The sequence below is a fragment of the Pantoea sp. X-Soil-ISGK-275 genome, from assembly GCF_059730795.1.
Map to the genome: position 1 here is coordinate 3326339 of NZ_AP035976.1, position 22223 is coordinate 3348561.

14 protein-coding genes and 3 tRNA genes are annotated in these 22223 nt (G+C 56.7%); 6 read left to right on the forward strand and 11 right to left on the reverse strand.

The window, feature by feature from the left end:
- Positions 1–65: 65 nt before the first annotated feature.
- The 4 genes from rlmM to AC6I8A_RS15540 all read right to left on the reverse strand — a co-directional run bounded on the left by rlmM (position 66) and on the right by AC6I8A_RS15540 (position 3079).
- Positions 66–1166, reverse strand: coding sequence for a 23S rRNA (cytidine(2498)-2'-O)-methyltransferase RlmM (rlmM, locus tag AC6I8A_RS15525; protein ID WP_061719908.1), 1101 nt, complete (start codon positions 1164–1166; stop codon positions 66–68).
- Positions 1159–1554, reverse strand: coding sequence for a DUF423 domain-containing protein (locus AC6I8A_RS15530; RefSeq protein ID WP_008109570.1), 396 nt, complete (start codon positions 1552–1554; stop codon positions 1159–1161). Before AC6I8A_RS15530 ends, rlmM begins: the two co-directional genes overlap by 8 nt.
- Before the next feature lie 49 nt (positions 1555–1603).
- Positions 1604–2521, reverse strand: a complete 918-nt coding sequence (locus tag AC6I8A_RS15535; protein WP_008109573.1) for a transcriptional regulator GcvA — start codon at positions 2519–2521, stop codon at positions 1604–1606.
- 333 nt (positions 2522–2854) lie between these two features.
- Positions 2855–3079, reverse strand: a complete 225-nt coding sequence (locus tag AC6I8A_RS15540) for a YgdI/YgdR family lipoprotein (RefSeq protein WP_008109575.1) — start codon at positions 3077–3079, stop codon at positions 2855–2857.
- A 206-nt stretch (positions 3080–3285) separates the two neighbouring features.
- On the opposite strand from AC6I8A_RS15540, the gene csdA reads away from it, so the two are divergent.
- Positions 3286–4491, forward strand: a complete 1206-nt coding sequence (csdA, locus tag AC6I8A_RS15545) for a cysteine desulfurase CsdA (protein WP_479486139.1) — start codon at positions 3286–3288, stop codon at positions 4489–4491.
- A gap of 4 nt (positions 4492–4495) precedes the next feature.
- Complete coding sequence (csdE, locus tag AC6I8A_RS15550; RefSeq protein WP_479486140.1) at positions 4496–4951, forward strand: cysteine desulfurase sulfur acceptor subunit CsdE; 456 nt, start codon at positions 4496–4498, stop codon at positions 4949–4951.
- Here the strand turns inward: csdE and tcdA are convergent.
- Both tcdA and mltA read right to left on the reverse strand, forming a co-directional pair.
- A complete protein-coding gene (tcdA, locus tag AC6I8A_RS15555; protein WP_436333214.1) occupies positions 4939–5745 on the reverse strand; it encodes a tRNA cyclic N6-threonylcarbamoyladenosine(37) synthase TcdA in 807 nt (268 codons plus the stop codon). The two genes, csdE and tcdA, sit on opposite strands and share 13 nt — an antisense overlap.
- 28 nt (positions 5746–5773) lie before the next feature.
- Positions 5774–6922: a murein transglycosylase A gene (mltA, locus tag AC6I8A_RS15560; protein WP_265299342.1), complete on the reverse strand. Its 1149-nt coding sequence runs from the start codon at positions 6920–6922 to the stop codon at positions 5774–5776.
- A gap of 204 nt (positions 6923–7126) precedes the next feature.
- On the opposite strand from mltA, the gene AC6I8A_RS15565 reads away from it, so the two are divergent.
- From AC6I8A_RS15565 to AC6I8A_RS15575, 3 genes are all read left to right on the forward strand, one after another.
- A tRNA-Met gene (locus tag AC6I8A_RS15565) sits at positions 7127–7203 on the forward strand.
- 53 nt (positions 7204–7256) lie between these two features.
- Positions 7257–7333 (forward strand) — tRNA-Met (locus tag AC6I8A_RS15570).
- A 51-nt stretch (positions 7334–7384) separates the two neighbouring features.
- Positions 7385–7461, forward strand: a tRNA-Met gene (locus AC6I8A_RS15575).
- Positions 7462–7533: 72 nt separating this feature from the next.
- On the opposite strand, the gene amiC is transcribed toward AC6I8A_RS15575, so the two are convergent.
- Positions 7534–8769 (reverse strand): N-acetylmuramoyl-L-alanine amidase AmiC, encoded by a 1236-nt coding sequence (amiC, locus tag AC6I8A_RS15580; protein ID WP_265299341.1) that lies wholly within the window; start codon positions 8767–8769, stop codon positions 7534–7536.
- A gap of 233 nt (positions 8770–9002) precedes the next feature.
- On the opposite strand from amiC, the gene argA reads away from it, so the two are divergent.
- The gene (argA, locus tag AC6I8A_RS15585) at positions 9003–10331 is read left to right on the forward strand and encodes an amino-acid N-acetyltransferase (RefSeq protein ID WP_265299340.1); all 1329 of its coding nucleotides are present in this window, start codon (positions 9003–9005) and stop codon (positions 10329–10331) included.
- 122 nt (positions 10332–10453) lie between these two features.
- On the opposite strand, the gene recD is transcribed toward argA, so the two are convergent.
- From recD to recC, 4 genes are all read right to left on the reverse strand, one after another.
- The gene (recD, locus tag AC6I8A_RS15590) at positions 10454–12292 is read right to left on the reverse strand and encodes an exodeoxyribonuclease V subunit alpha (protein WP_497818742.1); all 1839 of its coding nucleotides are present in this window, start codon (positions 12290–12292) and stop codon (positions 10454–10456) included.
- Positions 12289–15828 carry an exodeoxyribonuclease V subunit beta gene (recB, locus tag AC6I8A_RS15595; RefSeq protein ID WP_497818743.1) on the reverse strand — a complete coding sequence of 1180 codons (3540 nt, stop codon included), beginning with the start codon at positions 15826–15828 and terminating at the stop codon, positions 12289–12291. The genes recD and recB overlap by 4 nt, the downstream gene beginning before the upstream one ends.
- The gene (ptrA, locus tag AC6I8A_RS15600) at positions 15825–18722 is read right to left on the reverse strand and encodes a pitrilysin (RefSeq protein WP_497818744.1); all 2898 of its coding nucleotides are present in this window, start codon (positions 18720–18722) and stop codon (positions 15825–15827) included. Before ptrA ends, recB begins: the two co-directional genes overlap by 4 nt.
- Positions 18723–18829: 107 nt before the next feature.
- Entirely contained in the window at positions 18830–22210 is a 3381-nt protein-coding gene (gene recC / locus AC6I8A_RS15605) for an exodeoxyribonuclease V subunit gamma (protein WP_497818745.1), read from the reverse strand.
- Positions 22211–22223: the final 13 nt, after the last annotated feature.

A 22223-nucleotide genomic window follows, 5' to 3' on the forward strand; every position in this document is an offset into this window, starting at 1 on the left:
CAGCCAACGCCGCTGTAGTGCAAAGTATGAAGCAGGACCGCTGTAGTGCAAAGTATGAAGCAGGACTAGCGCTCGTCGCGACGGCCGCCAACTGCCGCCCACAACCGGCGTACGTGAACGGTGACCTCTTCGCGGTCGTGATAGAGCTGACGTGCCTGAATCTGGGCATTTATGCCCTGCGCTTTCAGCGCGTCATCAATCATCGCCAGGTTCTGCGTCACTTCTTCGTAGCGCTTTTTCATGGGCAGCTTAAGGTTGAAGATCGCTTCACGGCACCAGCCATTCACCAGCCATTCGGTCATCAGGCTCGCTACGCGCACCGGTTTTTCCACCATGTCGCACACCAGCCAGCTGATATTGGTACGCGGCGGACGGAATTTAAAACCATCTTCGCGGCAGTGCGTGACTTGTCCGGTATCCATCAGGCTTGGCGCCATCGGACCGTTATCCACCGCAAATACCCACATGCTGCGTTTCACCAGCTGATAGGTCCAGCCGCCGGGGCAAGCGCCAAGATCGACGGCGTACATGCCGCTGGCTAAACGCTCATCCCACTCATCCGCCGGCACAAACACGTGGAAGGCCTCTTCCAGCTTGAGCGTGGAACGGCTCGGCGCATCGGACGGGAACTTCAGGCGCGGGATGCCCATGTAGAATGGTGAGTTGTTTTCCGGCAGCGAATAGCCAACGTAGCAGGTGCCCGGCGCAATAAAGAACACATGCACCACCGGACGCTTCGGCGTTTCGTAATTAAGCAGGATTTTGCTTTCACGCAGGCTGGCACGCAGCGGCACAGTTAATTTACGGCAGAACTTGGTGAGCTCTTTCGCTTCATTGGTATCCGGCACTTCAACGCGCAGTTCACCGCCCTTCTCCACCACACCGGTCAGCATGCCGACAATCGGCGTGATGCGATCTTCTGGCGGCAGATCGCGCAGCAGCTCTCCCACCACCAGCATCTGACGCGCAAAGATCAGCTCGGCAAACGGCAGCGTTTGGATCAGCTTTTCAGCGTCTTCCTGCTGATAGCACTCATACAGCACGTAACCCGAGTCATCTTTGACGCGCGGGAAGCCGTAAATTTCGCGTTCAGCCGCTTTCGCGCTGATTTCTGCCGCGCACTCTTTCTCAAATCCCGGACGGCAATAGAGTAAAACTTTATTCATGGCGATCTGCCTTTCGTTTCAGACGCAGTGCGCCAATCAACATCAAGAACCAGCCAATAAGGAAGCACAAGCCGCCCACTGGCGTAACAAAAACCCAAAACTTCATGTGCGACAGCGCCAGACAATAGAGGCTGCCACTGAACAACACGGTACCCAGCGCCATCGCGGCGCTACTCCAGTAAAACCAGATATTGGCGCGGCGCAGCATGGCGGCACCCAAGCCGATCACCGCCAACGTGTGATACGCCTGATATTCGAGGCCGGTATGTATCCACGCCATTTCGGCCGGGCCAAGCGATTTGCTCAGCACATGCGCCCCGAAAGCACCAAACGCCACCAGCAGAAATCCACTGATAGCGGCAAAAACAAACATGGCACGACTGGACATCAAAGAATCCTCAAGGTAATGCGCACATCACTGTGCAGCCATCGATGCATTAGTGATCGTAGCGAAAACGGAATTTTTCTTGTTCATTGGCCGCTTTTTCCAGGATCCACTGACGAAAGGCGGCTATTTTACCCAGTTCTGCCTGGCTGTCATGACAAACCAGATAAAAAGCATTTTTACTGACTAATACGTCATTAAAAGGACACACCAGGCGACCGGCTTCAATTTCACTCTGCGCCATCACATTATTTGCCAGCGCCACGCCCTGACCATGTATCGCCGCCTGCAGCACCATGGCGCTGTGGCTGAAGATCGGGCCCTGTTGCACATTAATGTGCTGCAATCCCAGCTGGCGCGTATAAGATTGCCAGTCGCGGCGCGATGCATCATGCAGCAGCGTGCAGTGCGCCAAATCAGCCGGTGATTTGAGCGGATTGTCGCCGGTCAGCAACATTGGTGAGCAGACCGGCAGCAAATATTCGGCATACAATTTCTCAACCCGCAGGCCTGGCCAATTGCCGCGACCGTAGAAAATCGCCACGTCGACATCGTCCGCCAATTTCTCCTCATCACGGTCCACCGCCTGGATACGCACGTCGATGCCCGGATAAGCCATATTAAAGCTGGAAAGGCGAGGCACCAGCCACTGAATGGCGAAACTCGGCAGCAAACTGACGGTAAGTGCACCTTTGGCGCTGCGCGCCTGCAACTTACGTGTAGCATCGTTTAGGGCGGAGAAAATCTCCTTGATGTCTAAATAGTAGCTTTGACCTTCTTCTGTCAGTAAAAGCGAACGATTCCTCCGGCGAAACAGCTTTAAACCTAAGAAATCTTCCAGAGATTTGATCTGATGGCTGACAGCAGCCTGGGTAACAAACAGCTCTTCAGCGGCTTTGGTGAAGCTTAAATGACGGGCAGCAGCATCGAAGACGCGTAAAGCATTGAGCGGCGGAAGGCGTTTAGACATGGTTTTCCGTATCCGGATTGACAAGGTAATACTTCAACTTATACAAAGTCGCTACGTATTAGTTTTTTTAATCCGAGACATTATAATTTGTCCGTTGAGGAAGCTCCAGCAAATACCTATAGTTGCCCCACTTCCTGAGCCGGAACGAAAAGATTTCTGGAAACGTGCGAGAGATCGCAGACTTTTGGAGAGCTTTTGGCTTGTGGTCGTGATGTTGTGTTTGCATTTTGATCTGCCGCTTGCAGATCAAGCTTTTAATTCCTGTAGATTTACCCTGTCTGTCCATAGTGATTTTAAATAGCACCGCAAATTGCGGTGCTTTTTTTTGCCTAATTACTGCCCCATCTCTACCATCTCTTTAACGTCAGAGCGGTTAATCTGCTGCTTGTTGCCATTGGCATCCTGATAGCTGATCATACCGGTTTCATCATCAACTTTAGGTTTGCCGTCGGCGACGATGGTGCGACCATCATTAGTGTGCATCACGTAATTGCTGGAACATGCGGACAGGGTAAAGGCCAGAGTACATACGGCCAACACTGCGGTGAGTTTATTCATCTTATTTCTCCTTGCAGATTGATTGCATTAAACCACCCGCATGCGCTCACCAAAGGTAGCGCCAGTGAAATCGACTGTGAATAGCGACGCGTTATGCGGGTTTCGGTTCAAACCTTGCAATAATTAGCATAACGCGCTTTTCCAGCTTTGCCAGGCAACGGGCCAGCTTTCAGCCTGGTCCTAATATGATTAACAGTGGGCTGAGTATGACCATTTTTTCCCCAGGCGCCTTCCGCCAGCAGTTCCCCGCAATGAGCGATGCCGGTATCTACCTCGATAGTGCCGCCACTGCGCTCAAGCCGCAGGCAGTGATCGACGCAACCGCACAGTTCTACAGCTTAAGCGCGGGCACCGTGCATCGCAGTCAGTTCGCTGCCGCCCGCGCGCTGACGGAAAAGTACGAACAGGCGCGCGGTTTAGTGGCGCGCTGGCTCAATGCTGCGGACGATCGGCAGATTGTCTGGACGCGCGGCACCACCGAAGCGATCAATCTGGTGGCGAACAGCTGGTTGGCACCGCGACTGCAAGCTGGCGATGAAATCGTGGTTAGCGAAGCCGAGCACCACGCCAATCTGGTGCCGTGGCTAATGGTGGCACAAGCGGCGGGCGCGAAAGTGGTGAAATGGCCGCTGGGCGCCGATCGCTTGCCGGATATCGCGCAGCTGCCGGCGTTGCTCAATTCACGCACCCGATTGCTAGCCGTTGGCCAGATGTCGAACGTCACCGGCGGCTGTCCGGATCTGGCGCAGGCGATCCGTTTAGCCCATGACGTCGGCGCCAAAGTGATGGTTGATGGTGCACAAGGCGTGGTGCATTGTCCGCCGGATGTGCAGGCGCTGGATATTGATTTCTATGCTTTTTCCGGCCATAAACTTTACGGCCCGATGGGCATTGGCGTGTTGTATGGCAAGGCGGAATTGCTGGAAGCGATGGATCCATGGCAAGGCGGCGGCAAAATGCTGACGCAGGTCGACTTTAACGGTTTCACGCCGCAGCCGGTGCCGTGGCGTTTTGAGGCTGGAACGCCTAACGTTGCGGGCGTGGTGGGTTTGAGTGCCGCGCTGGAGTGGCTGGCGCAACATGATGGCAAAAAAGCCGAAATGTGGAGCCAGCAGCTGGCCAGCCTCGCTGAAGAGCAGCTGAGCGAGATCGCCGGTTTTCGCAGCTTCCGCTGTGGCAATGCAAGCCTGCTGGCGTTTGATATTGCCGGCATTCATCACAGCGACATCGTCACGCTGCTCGCCGAGCACGGCATCGCGTTACGCGCCGGACAGCACTGCGCGCAGCCGCTGATGGCGGCGCTTGGCGTAACCGGCACGCTGCGCGTCTCGTTCGCCCCCTATAATAATTTGCAGGACGTGGATGCGCTGGTGCGCGCCATGCGCCATGCCGTCGATTTACTGAGTGAATAAGCCCATGAAATCAACTCTGCTCGCCCCGCATCCGTTCGGCGATCTGATCACCGCAGCCAGCCTGACGGAAAAGTTCACCCATTTTCATCAGTGGGAAGATCGCTATCGTCAGTTGATCCAGCTCAGCCGCCAGCTGCCTGCGTTAGCCGAAGAGCTAAAGACGGCGGATATCGAGCTTACAGGCTGTGAAAATCGCGTGTGGCTCAGCTGCCAGCTGTTGAACGACGGCACGCTGCACTTTTATGGCGACAGTGAAGGACGCATCGTGCGTGGATTGCTGGCGGTGTTACTGACGGCGGTGGAAGGCAAAACGCCAGCCGACTTGCTGCAGCAAGATCCGCTGGCGTTGTTTGATACGTTAGGGCTGCGTGCGCAGCTGAGTGCGTCGCGCAGCAGCGGCTTACAGGCGCTGGCGGATGCGGTGCAACGCGCTGCACGTCAGCACACTCAGGCCGTTTGACGCGCCGCTTTCGCCAGAAACTTCTTCAACGCGTGAGAAACCGCCACAAACCCGAAAGTGGCGGTCACCATGGTCGCCGCGCCGAATCCGGCGGCACAATCCATCCGTTTCGGCCCTTCGGCGGTGGAGCGTGAAGTGCACACGCTGCCGTCCGGCTGCGGATACATCAGTGCTTCCGTTGAGAACACGCAGTCGATGCCGAGCTTGCCTTTGCTGTTCTTCACCACGCCGAAATCCCCTTTCAATCTCTCACGCAGCTTAGCCGCCAGCGGATCCTGAATGGTTTTCGCCAGATCGCTAACCTGGATCTGTGTGGGATCGATCTGGCCGCCCGCGCCGCCGGTGGTAATCAGCGGGATCTTGTTGCGACGACACCAGGCAATCAACGCAGCTTTGGGCCGCACGCTATCAATCGCATCAATCACGAAGTCGAACCCCGCCGATAACAGTTCGGCGGTATTCTCCGGCGTGATGAAGTCATCGATACAGATCACTTCGCATTCCGGATTGATGGCGCGCATACGTTCCGCCATCACTTCGGTTTTCGCCTGGCCCACTTTGCCCTGCAGCGCATGGATCTGGCGGTTGGTATTGGTGATACAGACATCGTCCATATCAATCAGGGTGATTTTACCGATGCCGGTGCGCGCTAACGCTTCCGCCGCCCATGAACCTACGCCACCAATACCAATCACGCAAAAATGCGCGTCGGCAAAACGCTGTAGCGCGTCCTGCCCATAGAGACGCGCCGTGCCGCCAAAACGTTGTCGCCAGGCGTCGCTTACTACTGTCATAACCAAACCTTTCCGCTAAAACGGGACATTAATTAGAACCTAACAGCAGCGAACCGTTGTTGCCATTTTGTGGGTTGCTGAACACCGGCTGACCGGTGCCCGGCGCGGCTTTCAATACCCAGACGCGGCCATAGTGGTTGTAGAAACCGGCCAGATGCGCCGCATCGGGGCCAACGCCCTGATAGATATCGAAGTGCTGGCCTTTAATCGCGCCGCCCACGTCCAACGCCACCATCAGGCGCATCTCATATTTGCCATTGAACTTGCCCTTCTCGTTCAGCTGCGGCACTTCCGCTAACAGCACGGTTCCGGCTGGAATCAGTGAACGATCGGAGGCAACAGAGGCTTTGGCAATTAGCGGTACCGCGCTGGCACCGCGCACCGGCACATACTCTTCCGGTTTAAAGAAGACGAAGGATTGGTTGGTTTCCAGCACCGAACGCACTTCCTGTGGCGAATGCTCTTGCGCCCACTGGCGAATCGCCTGCATCGACATATCTTCGCGCTTCACTTCACCGCGATCGATCAGCTCTTTACCAATGCTGTGGTAAGCCCAGCCATTTTTGCCGCCGTAGCCAAAGAAGCGCAGCGGACGGCCATCGCCAAAATCAACATAGCCGCTGCCCTGCACATCCATCATGAAGTTATCGATCAGCGAGTTGCTGTAAGCAATGATGTAGCGATCGTCGAGCCCGCCGCTATATATAGAAGCGCGACTCGGCAGCTTCTGTCCGCGCGGACGCGGCGGCATACGATAAATCGGATACTGGAACTCGCCCTGACGGGTATAACGCGCTTCCACGACCGGCGTGTAGTAGCCGGTAAATTGCACGTTACCGTAATTGTCGGTGCCTTCCATCTGGTAGGCATTCAAACCAAACTGATTAAGCTGACGCGTATCGGCGCCGGACAGCAGCCAGTTTTGCACTGCGCTGTAGGTGCCGTTGTTGCGCCCAAACAGGCCAGAAGAGGCGTTTTGAATCTGCACCACCTGATCGCCAAAGTCTTTACCGTTCACCGGACGCCCTTTGGCATTCGGCTGATTGACCAACCCGAGCGGTTGCTCCAGCTTGCCATCAATATATTGTTGACCGCGGTCGGTCGGTTTGGAACTACAGCCCGCTAACAGCGCGATAAATGCGCCAGTAAGTGCATACTTCGCCCAATGTCCTTTCATAACCTTCTCTTTTTATCGATTGTTTGCCCGGCGAAGATAGCAAAGGGACAGAGAGATTGAAATCTGCCCTAAGCGGTCACGCTCACATCTGTACAATAATTCACCCGATGGCGAGTTTATTCATCAACTGACTGTAAATTTGGCGTTTTGTCTCAAAAAGGGGTTGCATCGCCGCGCGTCCAGAGTATAGTGCGCATCCACGGACGCGGGGTGGAGCAGCCTGGTAGCTCGTCGGGCTCATAACCCGAAGGTCGTCGGTTCAAATCCGGCCCCCGCAACCAATTCTTCTTAAATGAAGAGACAATGTGAAGTGTCGTGTAACGCGTCAGTCGGACGCGGGGTGGAGCAGCCTGGTAGCTCGTCGGGCTCATAACCCGAAGGTCGTCGGTTCAAATCCGGCCCCCGCAACCAATTGTCTTAAGAAGAATACAATGTGAAAAGTCGCTTAATGCGACAGACGGACGCGGGGTGGAGCAGCCTGGTAGCTCGTCGGGCTCATAACCCGAAGGTCGTCGGTTCGAATCCGGCCCCCGCAACCAATCATTTAAACACCTTAACGGGTGTTTTTTTGTTTCTGGCGTTCAAAAAAAGCGGCATTGCTGCCGCCCTCCTCAGCGATGTGCCAGCGCCGCACCTTTATCAAAATACGCTTTAATCCCATGCAGAATCGCCTCGGCCACCTGATGCTGATAGCGCGACGTGCGCAGCTTGCGCTCCTCTTCGACATTACTGATAAACGCGGTTTCCACCAGAATCGAGGGAATATCCGGCGCTTTCAGTACGGCAAATCCGGCTTGATCGACCGTGCGCTTGTGCAGGTGGTTGATATGTCCCATGCGCGAAAGTACCTCTTTGCCAAACTTCAGGCTGTCGCTGATGGTTTGCCGCTGCACCATGTCAAACATGGTGTGGTCGAGATAGCGATCGCCGCTCATGCTGACGCCGCCAATCAAATCGGCCTCATTCTGCGTTTGGGCGAGGAAGCGCGCTGCCGCTGAAGTTGCGCCGCTGGTTGAGAGCGCAAACACCGATGAACCGCGCGCGGCGCGACTGGTGAAGGCATCAGCGTGGATCGAGATAAACAGATCCGCACGCTGCTTACGCGCTTTCGCCACGCGAACGCGCAGCGGGATGAACACATCCTCATTGCGCGTCATGTAGGCTTTCATGTTGCGCTCTTTGTCGATCAGCGCCTTCAGATAGCGACCAATCTTCAGCACGATATCTTTCTCACGCGTTTTGTATTTGCCATGCGCGCCAGGATCTTCACCGCCATGTCCGGGATCGATCATGATAATAATCGGGCGATCGCGCCCCGCTTTCCCCGGCAGCGCCGCCTGCACCGGCTGATCGCGCTCAAGATCGCCCTGATTGTAATCCTGCAGTAATGCCAGTAGCGGATCCTCTTCCCGTGATTGCTGATTAGGATAGAGATCGACCACTAAGCGATGCTTGATGCCCGCCACCGGCGCCAGGGTGAAGGTCTTAGGTGCCGTGCTGCGCTTCAGTTCCAGTACAAGGCGTACCGTGTTGGCGTCAAACTGACCCACGCGTGCCGTTTTGATGAAGGGATCGTCCACGCGCACCAACTTATCGACCCCTTTCAGGACCGGATTGATGTGCATATTTTCAACATCAATAACCAGACGATCGGGATGACTCAGCGTGAACTGCTTGTACTTAAGGGGAACGTTCGATTCCAGTGTAACGCGGGAGTAAGTCGATGATGGCCAGATGCGCACCGCCACAATGTGCTGACTGGCAGCCAGCCCGGTGCGCGTGACGCTCAGCATGAATAGTGCGCCTGCGCCCTGTAATAATCGTCGTCGTGTGAAAGCTTCGGACATGCCGCTCCAACTACTGTGTTATGTCTAAAAAATCGTCACTTGATGGCAAGAAAGTGAAAACTTTGTTCGATGAGAATTGTCTTGTCTTGCCGGAAAACCCAGATAATGCAGGCTGTTAGCGCGTGTTGCATCAGGAAAATCGTAAAGTAACGTCAGGCCCGGCGCTTGCAATAAGGGGCAAAAGAGCATAAAAATACGAAAATTACGAATAAACATGCACAGAGGGCTTTGCCGTGAAGGAACGCAGTACAGAACTGGTTCAGGGTTTTCGCCATACCGTTCCCTATATAAATACCCATCGTGACAAGACCTTTGTCATCATGTTGGGTGGCGAGGCCATCGAGCATGAGAACTTCTCAAGCATCGTTAATGACATCGGTTTGCTGCATAGCCTCGGCATTCGCCTGGTGGTGGTTTATGGTGCGCGTCCGCAGATTGACGCCAGCATGGCCCAGCAACAGCTGGAACCGATTTACCACAAACACACCCGCGTGACCGATGCGCAGTCCCTTGAGCTGGTAAAGCAAGCCGCAGGTCGTTTACAGCTGGATATCACCGCGCGTCTGTCGATGAGCCTAAACAACACGCCGCTGCAAGGTGCGCATATTAATGTGGTGAGCGGCAACTTCATCATCGCGCAGCCGCTGGGCGTGGACGATGGCGTTGATTACTGCCACAGCGGCCGTATTCGTCGTATTGATGAGGAAGCGATTCATCGTCAGCTGGACAACGACGCGATTGTACTGCTCGGTCCGGTGGCGGTTTCTGTGACCGGTGAGAGTTTTAACCTGACGTCAGAAGAAGTGGCGACGCAGCTGGCGATCAAATTGAAAGCCGAGAAGATGATTGGTTTCTGCTCTGAACAGGGCGTGACCAATCGCGAAGGCACGATTATTTCTGAACTGTTCCCGAACGAAGCCCAGGCGCGCATTGACGAGATGGAAAGCGACGGCGATTTCCTTTCTGGCACCGTGCGTTTCTTGCGTGGTGCGGTAAAAGCCTGCCGCAGCGGCGTGCGTCGCAGCCACCTGATTAGCTATCAGGAAGATGGTGCGTTGCTGCAAGAGCTGTTCTCGCGCGACGGTATCGGTACCCAGATTGTGATGGAGTCGGCCGAGCAGATTCGTCGCGCCAACATCAACGATATCGGCGGTATTCTTGAACTGATTCGCCCGCTGGAGCAGCAAGGGATTCTGGTGCGTCGTTCCCGCGAGCAGCTGGAGATGGAGATTGATAAGTTCACCATTATTCAGCGCGATAACCTGACCATCGCCTGCGCCGCGCTCTATCCGTTCCCGGATGAGCAGATTGGCGAGATGGCTTGTGTGGCAGTGCATCCGGATTACCGTAGTTCGTCGCGTGGCGAACTGTTGCTGGATCGCGTGGCGTTACAGGCGCGTCAGATGGGGCTGAAGAAGCTGTTTGTGTTAACCACGCGCAGCATTCACTGGTTCCAGGAGCGTGGCTTTACGCCGGTGGATATTGAGTCGCTGCCTGAGAGCAAGAAGCAGATGTATAACTATCAGCGCCGTTCAAAAGTGCTGATGGCGGATTTGGGTTAAGTGCGGTTGGTGTGATTGGTCGCCATGAATGGCGACCCTACTAAAACCGTTCATATCGGCCATACGAAACCATTCCCGTAGGGTCGGCATTAATGCCGACCTTGTCCATCACCGCACCAGCTTTACTCACCGCTCAACCGCTCCAGCAAACCGCTGCGTCGCTGGGTACGCAACTGCACAGCACGGCGGAACACGCAGTCATCGCTATACAACGTCAGCTGCTTACGTGCGCGGGTAATCGCGGTGTAAATCAGTTCGCGCGTTAACACTGGCAGAAACTGCGCCGGCATCACCAGCGCCGTATGATCAAACTCCGAACCCTGCGATTTATGTACCGTCATCGCCCACGCGGTATCGTGCGTCGGCAATCGGCTCGGCTGCACCGCTTTAATGCTGCCATCCGGCAACGGGAAGAACACTTTCAGCAGACCTTCCTCATCAAACAGCGTAATGCCGATATCGCCGTTAAACAGGCCCAGCGCGCTGTCGTTGCGTGTCACCATCACCGGACGTCCCTGATACCAGCGACTGCCGCCGGTTGGACGACGAATCAGCTGCAGCTGCATCAGCTTCTGCTCAATACGCTGGTTCAATCCCTGCACGCCAAACGGCCCTTCACGCAGCGCGCACAGCAGCTGATATCGGCCAAATGCCGCGATAATCTCTGCAGGATCAGCGCGTTGGCTAATAAGTTTCAGGAATGGCTGATAACCGGCAGCAATCTCCGTCAGCATCGCCTGATACGCATCCGCATCCTGCAAAGGTTGACGGGTGATATCGCTGAACCCGGCCTGGAACACAGCTTCAACCGCCTTTACATCACCGGCGTTAACCGCTGCGGCCAGTTGGCCAATGCCGGAGTTGGCATCAAAGCGGTAGCTTTTACGCAGCAGGCAAATCGCGTCGCGTACGGCGGGTGCGCGGATGTCATCAATGCCCGCCACCTGGCTGCCGGTGAGTTCGCTCAGCTGCGCAGCACGTATCGGGCTGTAACCGGCTTCAGCACAGCGACAGATATCACCGAGCACCGCGCCCGCTTCCACCGACGCCAGCTGATCGCGATCGCCAAGAAATATCACGCGCGCCTGCGCTGGCAATGCCGCAATCAGGTTCGCCATCATGCCGAGATCGACCATTGAGGCCTCATCCACCACCAGCACATCCAGATGCAGCGGATTCCCGGCGTGATAGCGCAGGCGCTGCGTTTCCGGCTGCGCGCCTAACAAGCGGTGCAGCGTGGTGGCATCAGCGGGAAAGCGCTGCCGTTCCGCCTCGCTCACCGGCAGCTTTTGCAGCGCCTTGCCCAGCGATTCGGTGAGGCGCGCCGCCGCTTTGCCGGTCGGTGCAGCCAACTGAATACGTAACGCGCCTTCGCTAAGACGGATCAGCGCCGCCAGCAGTTTCGCTACCGTGGTGGTTTTGCCGGTGCCGGGACCGCCCGAGATCACCGCAGTTTTCTGCGTCAGCGCCACCGCAGCCGCAATTTTCTGCCAGTTATCCGGCTCGCTGCCAAACAGCTGATCCAGTACTTGCCGGACCTGTTCAGGCGCAAAAGGCTGTGCTGTTGACTGTGACTGAAAGAAGCGTGCCACCTGCCCTTCGTTGTGCCAAAGGCGATGCAGATAGAGACGATCTTCGCTCAGCACGATGGGTGCCGCTTGCTCGCTGCGACTCAGCGCCGACCAGCCGGCTAAAATTGCCGGCCAACCCTGCGGTTCGCCTGCCGCTTGCCAGATAGCCTGCGCCAGCTCCGCATGACGCCCTTTAAACAGGTTGTCGCGGCTCAGCTGTGATAACGGCAAACAGACATGCCCATCTCCCGCTTCCGCGCTCAGGCAGGCCGCCAGCAGCAGACGCGCCGGTTGCTCGTCATCAGCCAGCAGTTGGGCGAACTGGACATCCAGCGAGCGCAGCAAACGCAGCTCAGCCGCTTGTGCTAAAAGCGCGGTCATACCGCTCATGCTGTCGCTCCCGGCCCGCGAAACAGGCTATCCAGTTGTGAAACAAAATCGAACGTCGGACGGGTGTGGAACACGCCGTTGTCTGGCGAGCTGCCGTCCATGCCACGCAGGAAGAGATAAAACACGCCGCCGAAATGCTGCTCATAATCGTAATCCGGCACGCGATGTTGTAAATAGCGGTGCAGCGCCAGCGTGTAGAGCTGGTACTGCAAATCGTAGCGGTGGTCGATCATCGCCTGCGCCATTGCCTGCGGCGTGTAAGCTTCATGGCTGTCGCCGAGCCAGTTGGATTTATAATCCAGCAGGTAATATTTGCCCTGCCAGCGGAATACCAGATCGATAAAGCCTTTCAGCATGCCCTGAACCTGACGGAAATCGAGCGGTGGAGCCTGCGCCGATAAGGCATCCTGAGCAATCAACGCGCTCAGTTCACGCGCGGTCAGCACGTTGTCAATTGGCAGATAGAACGCCATCTCCACCAACCGATCGCTGCTCTGCACCTGCGCCAGATGAATGCCCTGCGCGTTAAGCGGCGTGCTCAATACGCGCGTAATCCACGCGCTGAGCATCGGCTGCCAGTGCAGCGAATAGCCGTTTTGCTGCAGATGTTGCGCCAGCTTCTCCTCGGAAGGCGGCTGCGGGAAATCCAGTGATTCGAACAGTTCATGCAAAAACGTTCCCGGCGCAGCACCGCGCGGGAAGTGATGTGGCGTAAGCGCCGCTTCCCCTTCCTCTTCACGATCCTCTTCGCCAGCTGCTTCCACATCGAAATTCGGCATCACCTCAAGCAGACGATGAGAACTGTGCTGCTGCAAACCAGAGTAACTCGTCACGCGCCACGGATCGGCCAGCACGCGCGTTACGGATCGCGCACCCAATTCGCTATCGGCGACTGCCTCAACCTGCCAGCGCTCGGCTTGCATATCTTCTGCCAGCACCACATCGGTGCCCGCCGCGTCCATGTCATGCAGTAATGCACCGAGCTGTTCGGCCGTCGCCGCTTCGCCGCGTTGCAACAGAAAACCGAGCGCGCTTTTATGCAAATCGCTCTCGCCCTCTTTCTTGCGCGTGCCGCGAAACAATGGCGCCACGCCGACGCTGCAGTGATAGATCGAACGGGTCAACGCCACGTAGAGCAGGCGCAAATCCTCTGCCAGACGCTCCTGTTCGGCCAGCGCCAGGCTCTCCTCATCGGCTTGCAGATCCAGTACCGCGTCAAAGTTCTCACGATCGTGATAGAGCGCGGTATCCGCCTCGCGGAAACCGGCGGCGAACGGCAGCCACACTAGCGGATACTGCAGCCCTTTAGATTTGTGGATGGTGACAATCTGCACCAGATGGCGATCGCTCTCCAGACGCAGCTGCTGGCTGGCAGACTGGCTGTCCGGACGCGCGATCTGCTGTGCCAGATGGCGCACCAGCGCATGCGGGCTATCCAGTTGTGCAGCCGCTTCCTGCAGCAGTTCGCCCAGATGCAGTAAATCTGTCAGACGACGCTCGCCGTTCTCTGATGCCAGCAGATTTTCCGCCAGCTGGCGCTCCAGCATCATTTCGCGCAGCATCGGCAAAACGCCACGCTGCTGCCACACCAGCTGCCAGCGGGCAAAGGTATCCACCAGTTCATCCCAACCGCGCGCATCCTGATCCAGCGCATCCAGCTGCGAGGCATCAAAAGCAAACAGCGAGGTTGCCAGCGCGGTGCGCAGCATACGCTCCTGCTCCGGCGCCAGTACTGCCTGCAACAGCCATAACAGCTCACGCGCTTCCGGCGTGGTGTAAACGCTGTCGCGATTCGAGAGGTAAACCGATGGAATGCCCAGCAGATTGAGTGCTTCGCGAATCAGGTTGGCTTCGTTACGGCTGCGCACCAGCACGGTGATGTCAGAGGCTTGTACCGGCCGCAAAGTGGGCGCTTTGCCCAGCATCGCGCGCTGCTGCTGCCCGGCCTGCAACCAGCGACTAATATCGGCTGCACACTGCTGCGCCATACGTTGCTGATAATCGCCAACGCTGCAGCCTTCGCCTGGTTGTAGCCAGAAGCGTAACGCCGCTTGCTCAACCTGATCGATGCTAAGAGACAACGGCTGGTTTGGTGGTGCGAACTGCACCGGCTGGAACGGGATCTCCGCAAACAGGAAGGGCGCGTCGAGGCGTGCAAACAGTTGATTAACGCTATTGACCATCGCTGGCGACGAGCGCCAGTTGGTGTCCAGCGTGTAGTGCGCACTGACTTCGCTGCGCGCGCGGATATAGGTAAAAATATCCGCGCCACGAAACGCGTAAATCGCCTGTTTGGGATCGCCAATCAGCAGCAGCGCATGCGCTGGCTGATTGATGTAAAGCGTGCGGAAGATGCGGTATTGCAGCGGATCGGTGTCCTGAAACTCATCTATCAGTGCCACCGGGAAACGCTGGCGAATCGCCTGCGCCAGCTGCTCACCGCTCGGCTGTTGCAGGGCTTCGTCGAGGCGGCTCAGCAAATCATCAAAGCCTAACAGCGCCTGCTGACGTTTCTCTTTGCGCACCGCAGCGCGCACCTCGACCAGCGCGCGCGCAATCACCAGATCGCGCAGCGACAGCGGCTGGGCAAGGAAACTGTCGATGGCGTCAAACAGGGTGTGATGCGGCGGATTGCCCTTTTTGGTCTTCTCTTCAAGCATGCGCTGACCGAAGCGCGCCAGTTCGGCAGGCACCTGATAATCACGCGTTTCACTCTGCGCCCAGGAGCTAACTTTGTTGACCCAGACCGGCAAATTTTTGCTGCTGTAGCTGCGCTTATCCACATCAGATTGCCCCACCAGCGTCAGCACCTCTTCACCCACCGCCAGCCATTGCGCTTTCATGGCGGCGATACGCGCCAGGTTTTCGCTGTGGCGTGAAGCCAGAGTTTCACTGTCAGCAGGCGGCAGAAGCAGGCTGGGCGATTCGCCCTGCAACCACGGACGCAAAGTGGAAAGCAACTGCTCTGGGCCGCTCCATTCACTGACAATTACCCGCGCAACATCCAGCGTCAGCGGATAGCAGTGACGACGCCAGAAATCGGCGGTCGCCTGGCGCAGCAGCAGCTGTTCATCCTCAATCAGCTGTTGTTCAAACAGCATGCCGGACTCAAAGGCGTTGAGATTCAGCATGCGCTGGCAGAAGCCGTGGATGGTGAAAATGGCGGCTTCATCCATCTGACGTTCGGCGGCCAGCAGCAGCGAGGCGGCATCGGCGGGTTTCGGGATCTCTTGCAGCAGCTGCATCAGCATCGGATTGCTGCTAATGCCGCGCAGGCAGGCTAACCGCAGCTCGTGGATGTTGGCGCGAATACGCCCGCGCAGTTCAGCGGTAGCGGCCTCGGTAAAGGTCACCACCAGAATCTCTTCGACCGACAGCGGACGCGAATAAGCATGTTGTCCGCCCAATCCCAGCAGCAGCCGCAGATAGAGCAGCCCGATGGTAAAGGTTTTACCGGTCCCTGCGGAGGCCTCAATCAGACGCTCACCGCGCAGCGGCAGCGTCAGAGGATTGAGCGATTCAGGTAGCAGACTCATTGCGCGTCACTCTTCACGGGCAACGATTGCTGCAGTTTCTGGACCTCATCCCATGTGGTCCAGCCCGGCAGCTGTGCGTAGTCATCTTTGGTCGCGCCATCATGGCTGCCGCCAATCTGAGAAATCATCGCCATGCCTGTTTGTGCTAATACCGCCTGATGGAAGAAGTCGGCCAGACCAGCTGGTGTTAGCTGCTGGATTTGCTCAATCGCCTTTTCACGCGTATCGAAAGCAAAGTTCTGACGTTTAAAGTCACGGTTAAAGCGGTTCGCCTCTTCATCCAGCGTTTGCGGGCGCTGCTTCATATCGTTAATTAGCGCCTGCTGATACTGGGCAAAATCTTCCGCTTTCATGCTGCGCAGACGCTGTTCCGCCTGCGGATAAAACGCCTGGAAGCGTTGCAGTAAAAACGCCGGCTGCTTGCTGTTACTTTGCAGCAGGAAACCGATGCCCCATTGCCGACCAATCGGCATCTGATACGCAAACACCGCGTAGCCGAGCTGCTCTTCGGTACGCAACTGGTTGTAGAACCAGGGTTGGACGATCTGGCTCAGCATGGTGCTGTTGGCCATGCTTTGATATTCGCTGAAGCCCAACGGCACATACAGTGCGGCCAGCGCCGAATCGGTGCTACTGCCGGCTTTTTGCAGGTTGGCCTTCATCGCTTTATCCACCGACACATAATCACTGTGCCAGTAGCCGTGACCATCGCTCTGCAACTGCTGCTGCAGCTCATCGCCGAGCTGTTTCACGCGATCGGCAGAGAGATTGCCCACCACCATCATTTCCGGCGTTGCATGATGAATCAGCGCATCGCGGTAATCGGTGACCTCTTTCAGCGTGATGTCCTTCACCAGTTTGCGGCGCGTTTCACGCTGGGTGTAAGGCAGCTGCGACAACATCTGCATCGGCTGAATCGCCTGCTCAAACGCTTTGCCCTTCTCTGCTGCCTCCAGTCGATCCAGATACCAGGATTTGGCCTGCTCCAGCTGCTGCTGATCCGGCGTAAAGGTGGCGTAACCTTCCACCAGCTTCTTCAGCAATTCCGGAAGACGTTGGGTAAAACCGCTGGCGCTAAACACGATGCCATCATCTTCCCCGGTGGAGAAACTGATGCCGCCAACCGAGGCCTGCGAATTCAGTTCATCCAGCGCCAGGCTAGAGAGATAGTCATTCAAGCCAAACAGCACCTGCTGGCGCGCATCGCTAATCGCGGATTTGTTACGCAGCGCCAGGGTGATAGCGGCTTTCGGTTCGCTGGCAAACAGCTGACTTGGCATCCAGTAAATACGCATGCTGTCGCCATTGGTCAGTGCGACCGGATGATCGTAGGTTTTGCCATCGGCAGGAATGATGGAGAAATCCGACGGAATGTAGGGATTCAGCGTGGGCATCGACAGCTGGAGCTGTGCGGCGCGTTGCTGCCAGTCGCTGAATTGGGCCTCGCTGATTTTGTCCACCTGATAGGGCGCATTCACAAAGTAGGCCTCTTTGTTATGCGGCTCCTGCGGGCTGATGTACCAGATACGCGCGTTCTGCGGCGTCATCTCATCGAGACGCGTTTTGATTGCGGCGGGATCGAACTGATCTGCCAGATACGGCGCATCCAGCGTGTGTTCAACCGGCACCCGCAGCATGGTATCCACCAGCCACTCAATGTAATCCATATCGCGGGTAATCGATGGATAACGGAAATCCAGCGCCAGCACGTGGGAGACTTCATCGAAGTACGCTTTACTGATGCCTTTGCTGCGCAGCATATCGAGGTAGCTAAACACCGCAGCGACCACTTCATCGCGCTGCGCCAGACCTTTGTCGGTTAACGAGACGCTGATAGCGAAGACGCCGCTGTTGCGCTCGGTCATTGGGTCAGCACCTGCACTGACGCCATCCGCCAGCCCCTGCTTTTGCAGCCAGTCGTTGAGGGTGTTTTTGCTGCGATTGCCGAGAATGTAGCTGATCAGCGTATCGGTTTTACTGCGGAACTGGCCGCTGTTGTTCGGGATACGGAACTCAATTTTTAACTGCTTGCGCGGCTGCGCGGGCACGTAATGGATAATGATGCCCTTCTGCGCGTCGGTCACCACCGGCACGTCAATCTCTGGCACGGTGGTCTGATGATTAGCCACACGACCAAAGGTTTTTGCCGCAATGTCGGCCATCTCGGGTAGCGGTTTGTTGCTGTAGATCACCGCCTTCATCAGATTGGCGGAATAATGGCTGTGACAAAAATCGGTCAGCGCCTGATGTAATTTGCTGTCCGGCTTGTCACTTAACGTATCGAGGTTGCCGCCGGAATAGCGCGAACCCGGATGCGCAGGGTTAAGGGTTTCTGCGCCCACCTGCGCCATGCGCAAGCCATCGCGAGAGCGAGCCATGGTCAGTTCTGCGTTGACCGCATGACGCTCACGATCGGCATTAACCGGATCGAGCAGCGGTTCAGCAATCGCATCGGCCAGACGATCTACCGCTGGCTGCAGCGCACTGTTTTCCACTTCCAGATAGAACGCCGTGCGATACGACGCGGTGCTGGCATTGTGGCTGCCGCCATTCTTTTTCAGGAATTCGGCGAGATTATCAGGCTGCGGATAACGCTTTGATCCCATCAACACCATGTGTTCGAGATAGTGCGCCAAACCCAGTTGCTGATTAGGATCGTCCAGCGAACCAATCGGTAAGGTCAGCGCCGCCAGTGATTTAGGCGCTTCGGCATCCGAGACCAGCAACACGGTCATGCCGTTGTTTAATGTAATCGCCTGGTAACTGCGTGGATCGTGATCGCTTTTACGAATGGTGTCATTGATGGGTTGCCAGCCGCGATCGGTATCGGCAAAGGCATTCAGCGCTAACGTGCTCAGCAGCAGCGCTCCAATCCAGCGTGCGTAAATCCGCATTTAAACCCCTTACGTTACCCTTTTCCGCTGGCTGTGTGCCCAGCGGTGAAATAGACAAACTTTCTTATCGTGTCAGGAACAACCTCAAATGAGGCCGTATTCCCTTGCTATTCATCATTTTGATGCGCCAGGCGCACCGGCAAATACCATTGGCGTGCGGCGGCAGTTATCGCCTGCACGGCATCATCATCCAATGAGCGACTCAGGCGCTGCAGATAGGGATCGCTGCCCTCGCCTTCCACCTGGAAACCACCCTGCCAGGCTTGCAGCAATTTGTTAAGTGCCTTTTTCTGCGTTGCTTCGTCTTCCAGCAACTGCTGCGACTTACTGTCAAAGCTGGCTTCCAGCCAGGCGCCGCCGGATTTATTCAGTAGCATCAGCGGCTGGACTAATCCGGCCTGATAACCCACAACATACTCATTCAGCAGCGACAGCGCCTGTTCAGCAGGCAGCGCCGCGAAGCGCCAGTGACTCTGTTTACGACCGTACATGCGGCTTTCACCGCTGCCGCCCAATGCGCAATACACCAGATGTTCCAGCCATAGCAGCAGACCATCATTCATGTTCAGCACGCCCGGACGCCAGCGCAGCAGGCCATCAGCTTGCACCTGCGTTAGCCAGCCGGTCAATTGCACTGCGCCGAGCGCCAGATTGATTTCCCAACTTTCGGCGGGCTGGCGTTGACCACTCACCTCGACTGCCACTTCCAGCATCTCTTCGGTCTGGCTCTGCCAGAAAAGTTCCCCGAACGCGCCGTAAGGCAGATTGCCTGCCGCGCGATGGCGCGCATACAGTTGCGCCGGATCGTCACCGTTGACCAGCGTATTCAGTAATTGGGCGTTGATTTGGTAGCGTTCGAGGCTATCAGGCGCGAACGGTTCGCTGTTGGGCAGTTCGCTCTCTTCCATCCAGAAGGCCACACCCAAGCGCTGCTGGAACCAGGCGCGCACCGGATGACGCCAGAAGCGCAGCAGTTGCTCCAGCGACAAGGTTTCTAACGGTGCAGGCGGCAAAGGCTGTACAAAATCCGGCTGTGCCACGCCGCTGCCGCTGGCCGCTGGCAACCAATCCGCAGCAAAGCTTTGCCCGGGTGCGCCCGGTTGGAAGTTCTCTGCGGCAAACGGCATGCGGCTGTGCAGCTTTTGCAGATGGTCGCGCACGCGTTGCTCACTGATATCGGGTTCAAGTGCTTCATCCCCCGGCAGACGGAAGCTTTGTCCCAGATAATCCACCAGCTCGCTCACTAATACCGATGGATAGCGCTCCGTGTTGTCCTGAATCGCCCGGCCAATGTAGCTGATATAGAGCTGCTGCTGCGCCGAGATCAGCGCTTCGAGGAACAGATAGCGGTCATCGTCGCGGCGGCTACGGTCGCCTTTGCGCATCTGTTGCTGCATCAGGTCGAAACCAAGCGGCGCTAAGGTGCGCGGATAGACGCCATCGTTCATGCCCAGCAAACACACGACTTTGAAGGGAATGGAACGCATCGGCATCAGCGTACAGAAGTTGATGGGTCCAGCGAGAAAACGTTGGCTGATGCGCTGTTGATCGAGGCGTGAACGCAGCTCATCACGCAGCAGCGTAACCGGAATTGGCTGTTGATACGCCGCCTGCATGCCTTGTTCAATAATCTGTTTCCACTGCGTTTCCACCAGCAGTAGCGCGGCTTCACTTTCGGCGTCTCCGCTAAAGAAGCACTCAATCAGCTCACGGCACAGCGGCTGCCACTCTGCCAGCGTGCGTTCTTCTGCCAGACGCGCACGCCACTCTTCCAGTCGCGATAGCAATTCAGCCAGATGACCCGCCAGTTCAGCGATCAAACCACTGGATTCGTCATAAGGCAGAATCCCTTGCCAGTCACCGTTGCGGCTCTCCAGCGCATAGCCGAGCAGCATGCGCTGCAGGCCAAAGCGCCAGGTGTGTTGTCCGGTTACCGGCAGCGCCAGCGCTTCTACGCTGGCATCATCCAATCCCCAGCGAATGCCGGACTCCATCACCCAACGGCGCAGCAGTCGCAGCCCGCTTTCATCTACCGAGAAGCGCTGTGCCAGCGCGGGAACCTCAAGCAGCGCCAGCACATCTTCGGAGGCAAAGCGACTTTCAGGCAGCGACAGCAAGCTGAGCAGCGCCAGAATCGCCGGATGCGCCTGACTGGCGCGGCGGTCGGAAATGGCGAACGGCAAATAGCGTTCGCTCGGCGCGCTGGCAAAAGCTGCCTGAATAAAAGGGGCGTAACTGTCGATATCCGCCACCATCACGATGATGTCGCGCGGCTTGAGTTCGGGATTGGCTTCCATCAGCGTGAGCAGATGATCTTGCAGCACTTCAACTTCACGCTGGGCGCTGTGGCACACCTGCAGCGTGATCGAGCGATCTTCCGGATCAAGCAGGCGTTTCTCGGCGCTGTTCGCCAGTTCTCCCGCATTAAGGCCAATGACCGCTCTATCGTCCAGATTGAGCAGATCCGCTTGCAAGCTGTGCAGCAGATTGTCTTGTGGCATCTCAACGAAGGCATCAATGTCGTTGGCAGCGGATTCCATCTGGCTCAGCAGAAACAGATTATCGCGCCCCAGTTTGCCCCATGATGCCAGCAGCGGATTGGTTAGCTGCTGCTCGCCGATGTCGTTAAACAATGCCGGCGCGCTGGCTGGATCGCGGAACAGCGGCTGCAGCTCGTCCGATTGTATGCGGCGACGCTGGCGGCTTTGCAGCTTCGCCAGAAAAGCATAATCCTGAATGTCGCCCCAATAGTGACGGCAGGGGTTGGTGAACAGCAGATGGATATCAATGTGCCGACCCAGCGCTTCCAGTGCCTGCAGATAGACCGGAGGCAGCGCGGAAATACCGCAAATAAACACGCGTTGCGGCAAGCCTGCCGGCGGCGTTTGCGCCTGTTCCAGCTTTTGGATGAAGCGCGCATAGAGATTGGCGCGATGCCACATCGGCTGACCCAGGCTTTCGGTGAAGTTGACCAGATCGCACCACAGCGGCGCCTGCCACTGCTGCGATTCGCCCAAGCCATCAATCAGTTCACCGCGCTCCCAGCTGTTGAGCCAGTCCGAGCGATACACCAGATATTGGTCAAACAGGTCAGCAACACGGGCGCTGAGCTGATACAGCTTGCGCTTATCGTCATCATCATTGAGGTAGTGACGCAGCGGCTGGAATGCGTCCTGCTCCAGCAAAGTTGGCAAGCGATGCATCAGCTTCCAGCTCATGCTGGCTTTGGTAAAGGCGCTCTCTTCAGGAATATCGGGCAGCACCTTGACGAACATGTTCCAGATGAAGCTGGCAGGCAGCGGGAAATCGATGTTGGCGGCAATGCCGAAACTGTTAGCCAGCTCCATTTGCAGCCACTGCGCCATGCCTGGGCTTTGTACCAGCACCTGCTCAGCCGCCAGCGGGTCGGCCAGCGGTTGATTTTCAATCAGAATTCCTGCCAGATTCTTCAACAGATCAAGCTGATTTGAGTGATAGACCCGGAACATATTTCTCCTAAAC

Excerpts from the sequence above, each read along its gene's own strand:
- recC (WP_497818745.1), bottom strand. The coding sequence starts at position 22,210 with ATGTTCCGGGTCTATCACTCAAATCAGCTTGATCTGTTGAAGAATCTG.
- rlmM (WP_061719908.1), bottom strand. The coding sequence starts at position 1,166 with ATGAATAAAGTTTTACTCTATTGCCGTCCGGGATTTGAGAAAGAGTGC.
- recB (WP_497818743.1), bottom strand. The coding sequence starts at position 15,828 with ATGAGTCTGCTACCTGAATCGCTCAATCCTCTGACGCTGCCGCTGCGC.
- AC6I8A_RS15535 (WP_008109573.1), bottom strand. The coding sequence starts at position 2,521 with ATGTCTAAACGCCTTCCGCCGCTCAATGCTTTACGCGTCTTCGATGCT.
- AC6I8A_RS15540 (WP_008109575.1), bottom strand. The coding sequence starts at position 3,079 with ATGAATAAACTCACCGCAGTGTTGGCCGTATGTACTCTGGCCTTTACC.
- recD (WP_497818742.1), bottom strand. The coding sequence starts at position 12,292 with ATGAGCGGTATGACCGCGCTTTTAGCACAAGCGGCTGAGCTGCGTTTG.
- csdE (WP_479486140.1), top strand. The coding sequence starts at position 4,496 with ATGAAATCAACTCTGCTCGCCCCGCATCCGTTCGGCGATCTGATCACC.
- mltA (WP_265299342.1), bottom strand. The coding sequence starts at position 6,922 with ATGAAAGGACATTGGGCGAAGTATGCACTTACTGGCGCATTTATCGCG.
- csdA (WP_479486139.1), top strand. The coding sequence starts at position 3,286 with ATGACCATTTTTTCCCCAGGCGCCTTCCGCCAGCAGTTCCCCGCAATG.
- tcdA (WP_436333214.1), bottom strand. The coding sequence starts at position 5,745 with ATGACAGTAGTAAGCGACGCCTGGCGACAACGTTTTGGCGGCACGGCG.
- AC6I8A_RS15530 (WP_008109570.1), bottom strand. The coding sequence starts at position 1,554 with ATGTCCAGTCGTGCCATGTTTGTTTTTGCCGCTATCAGTGGATTTCTG.
- amiC (WP_265299341.1), bottom strand. The coding sequence starts at position 8,769 with ATGTCCGAAGCTTTCACACGACGACGATTATTACAGGGCGCAGGCGCA.
- ptrA (WP_497818744.1), bottom strand. The coding sequence starts at position 18,722 with ATGCGGATTTACGCACGCTGGATTGGAGCGCTGCTGCTGAGCACGTTA.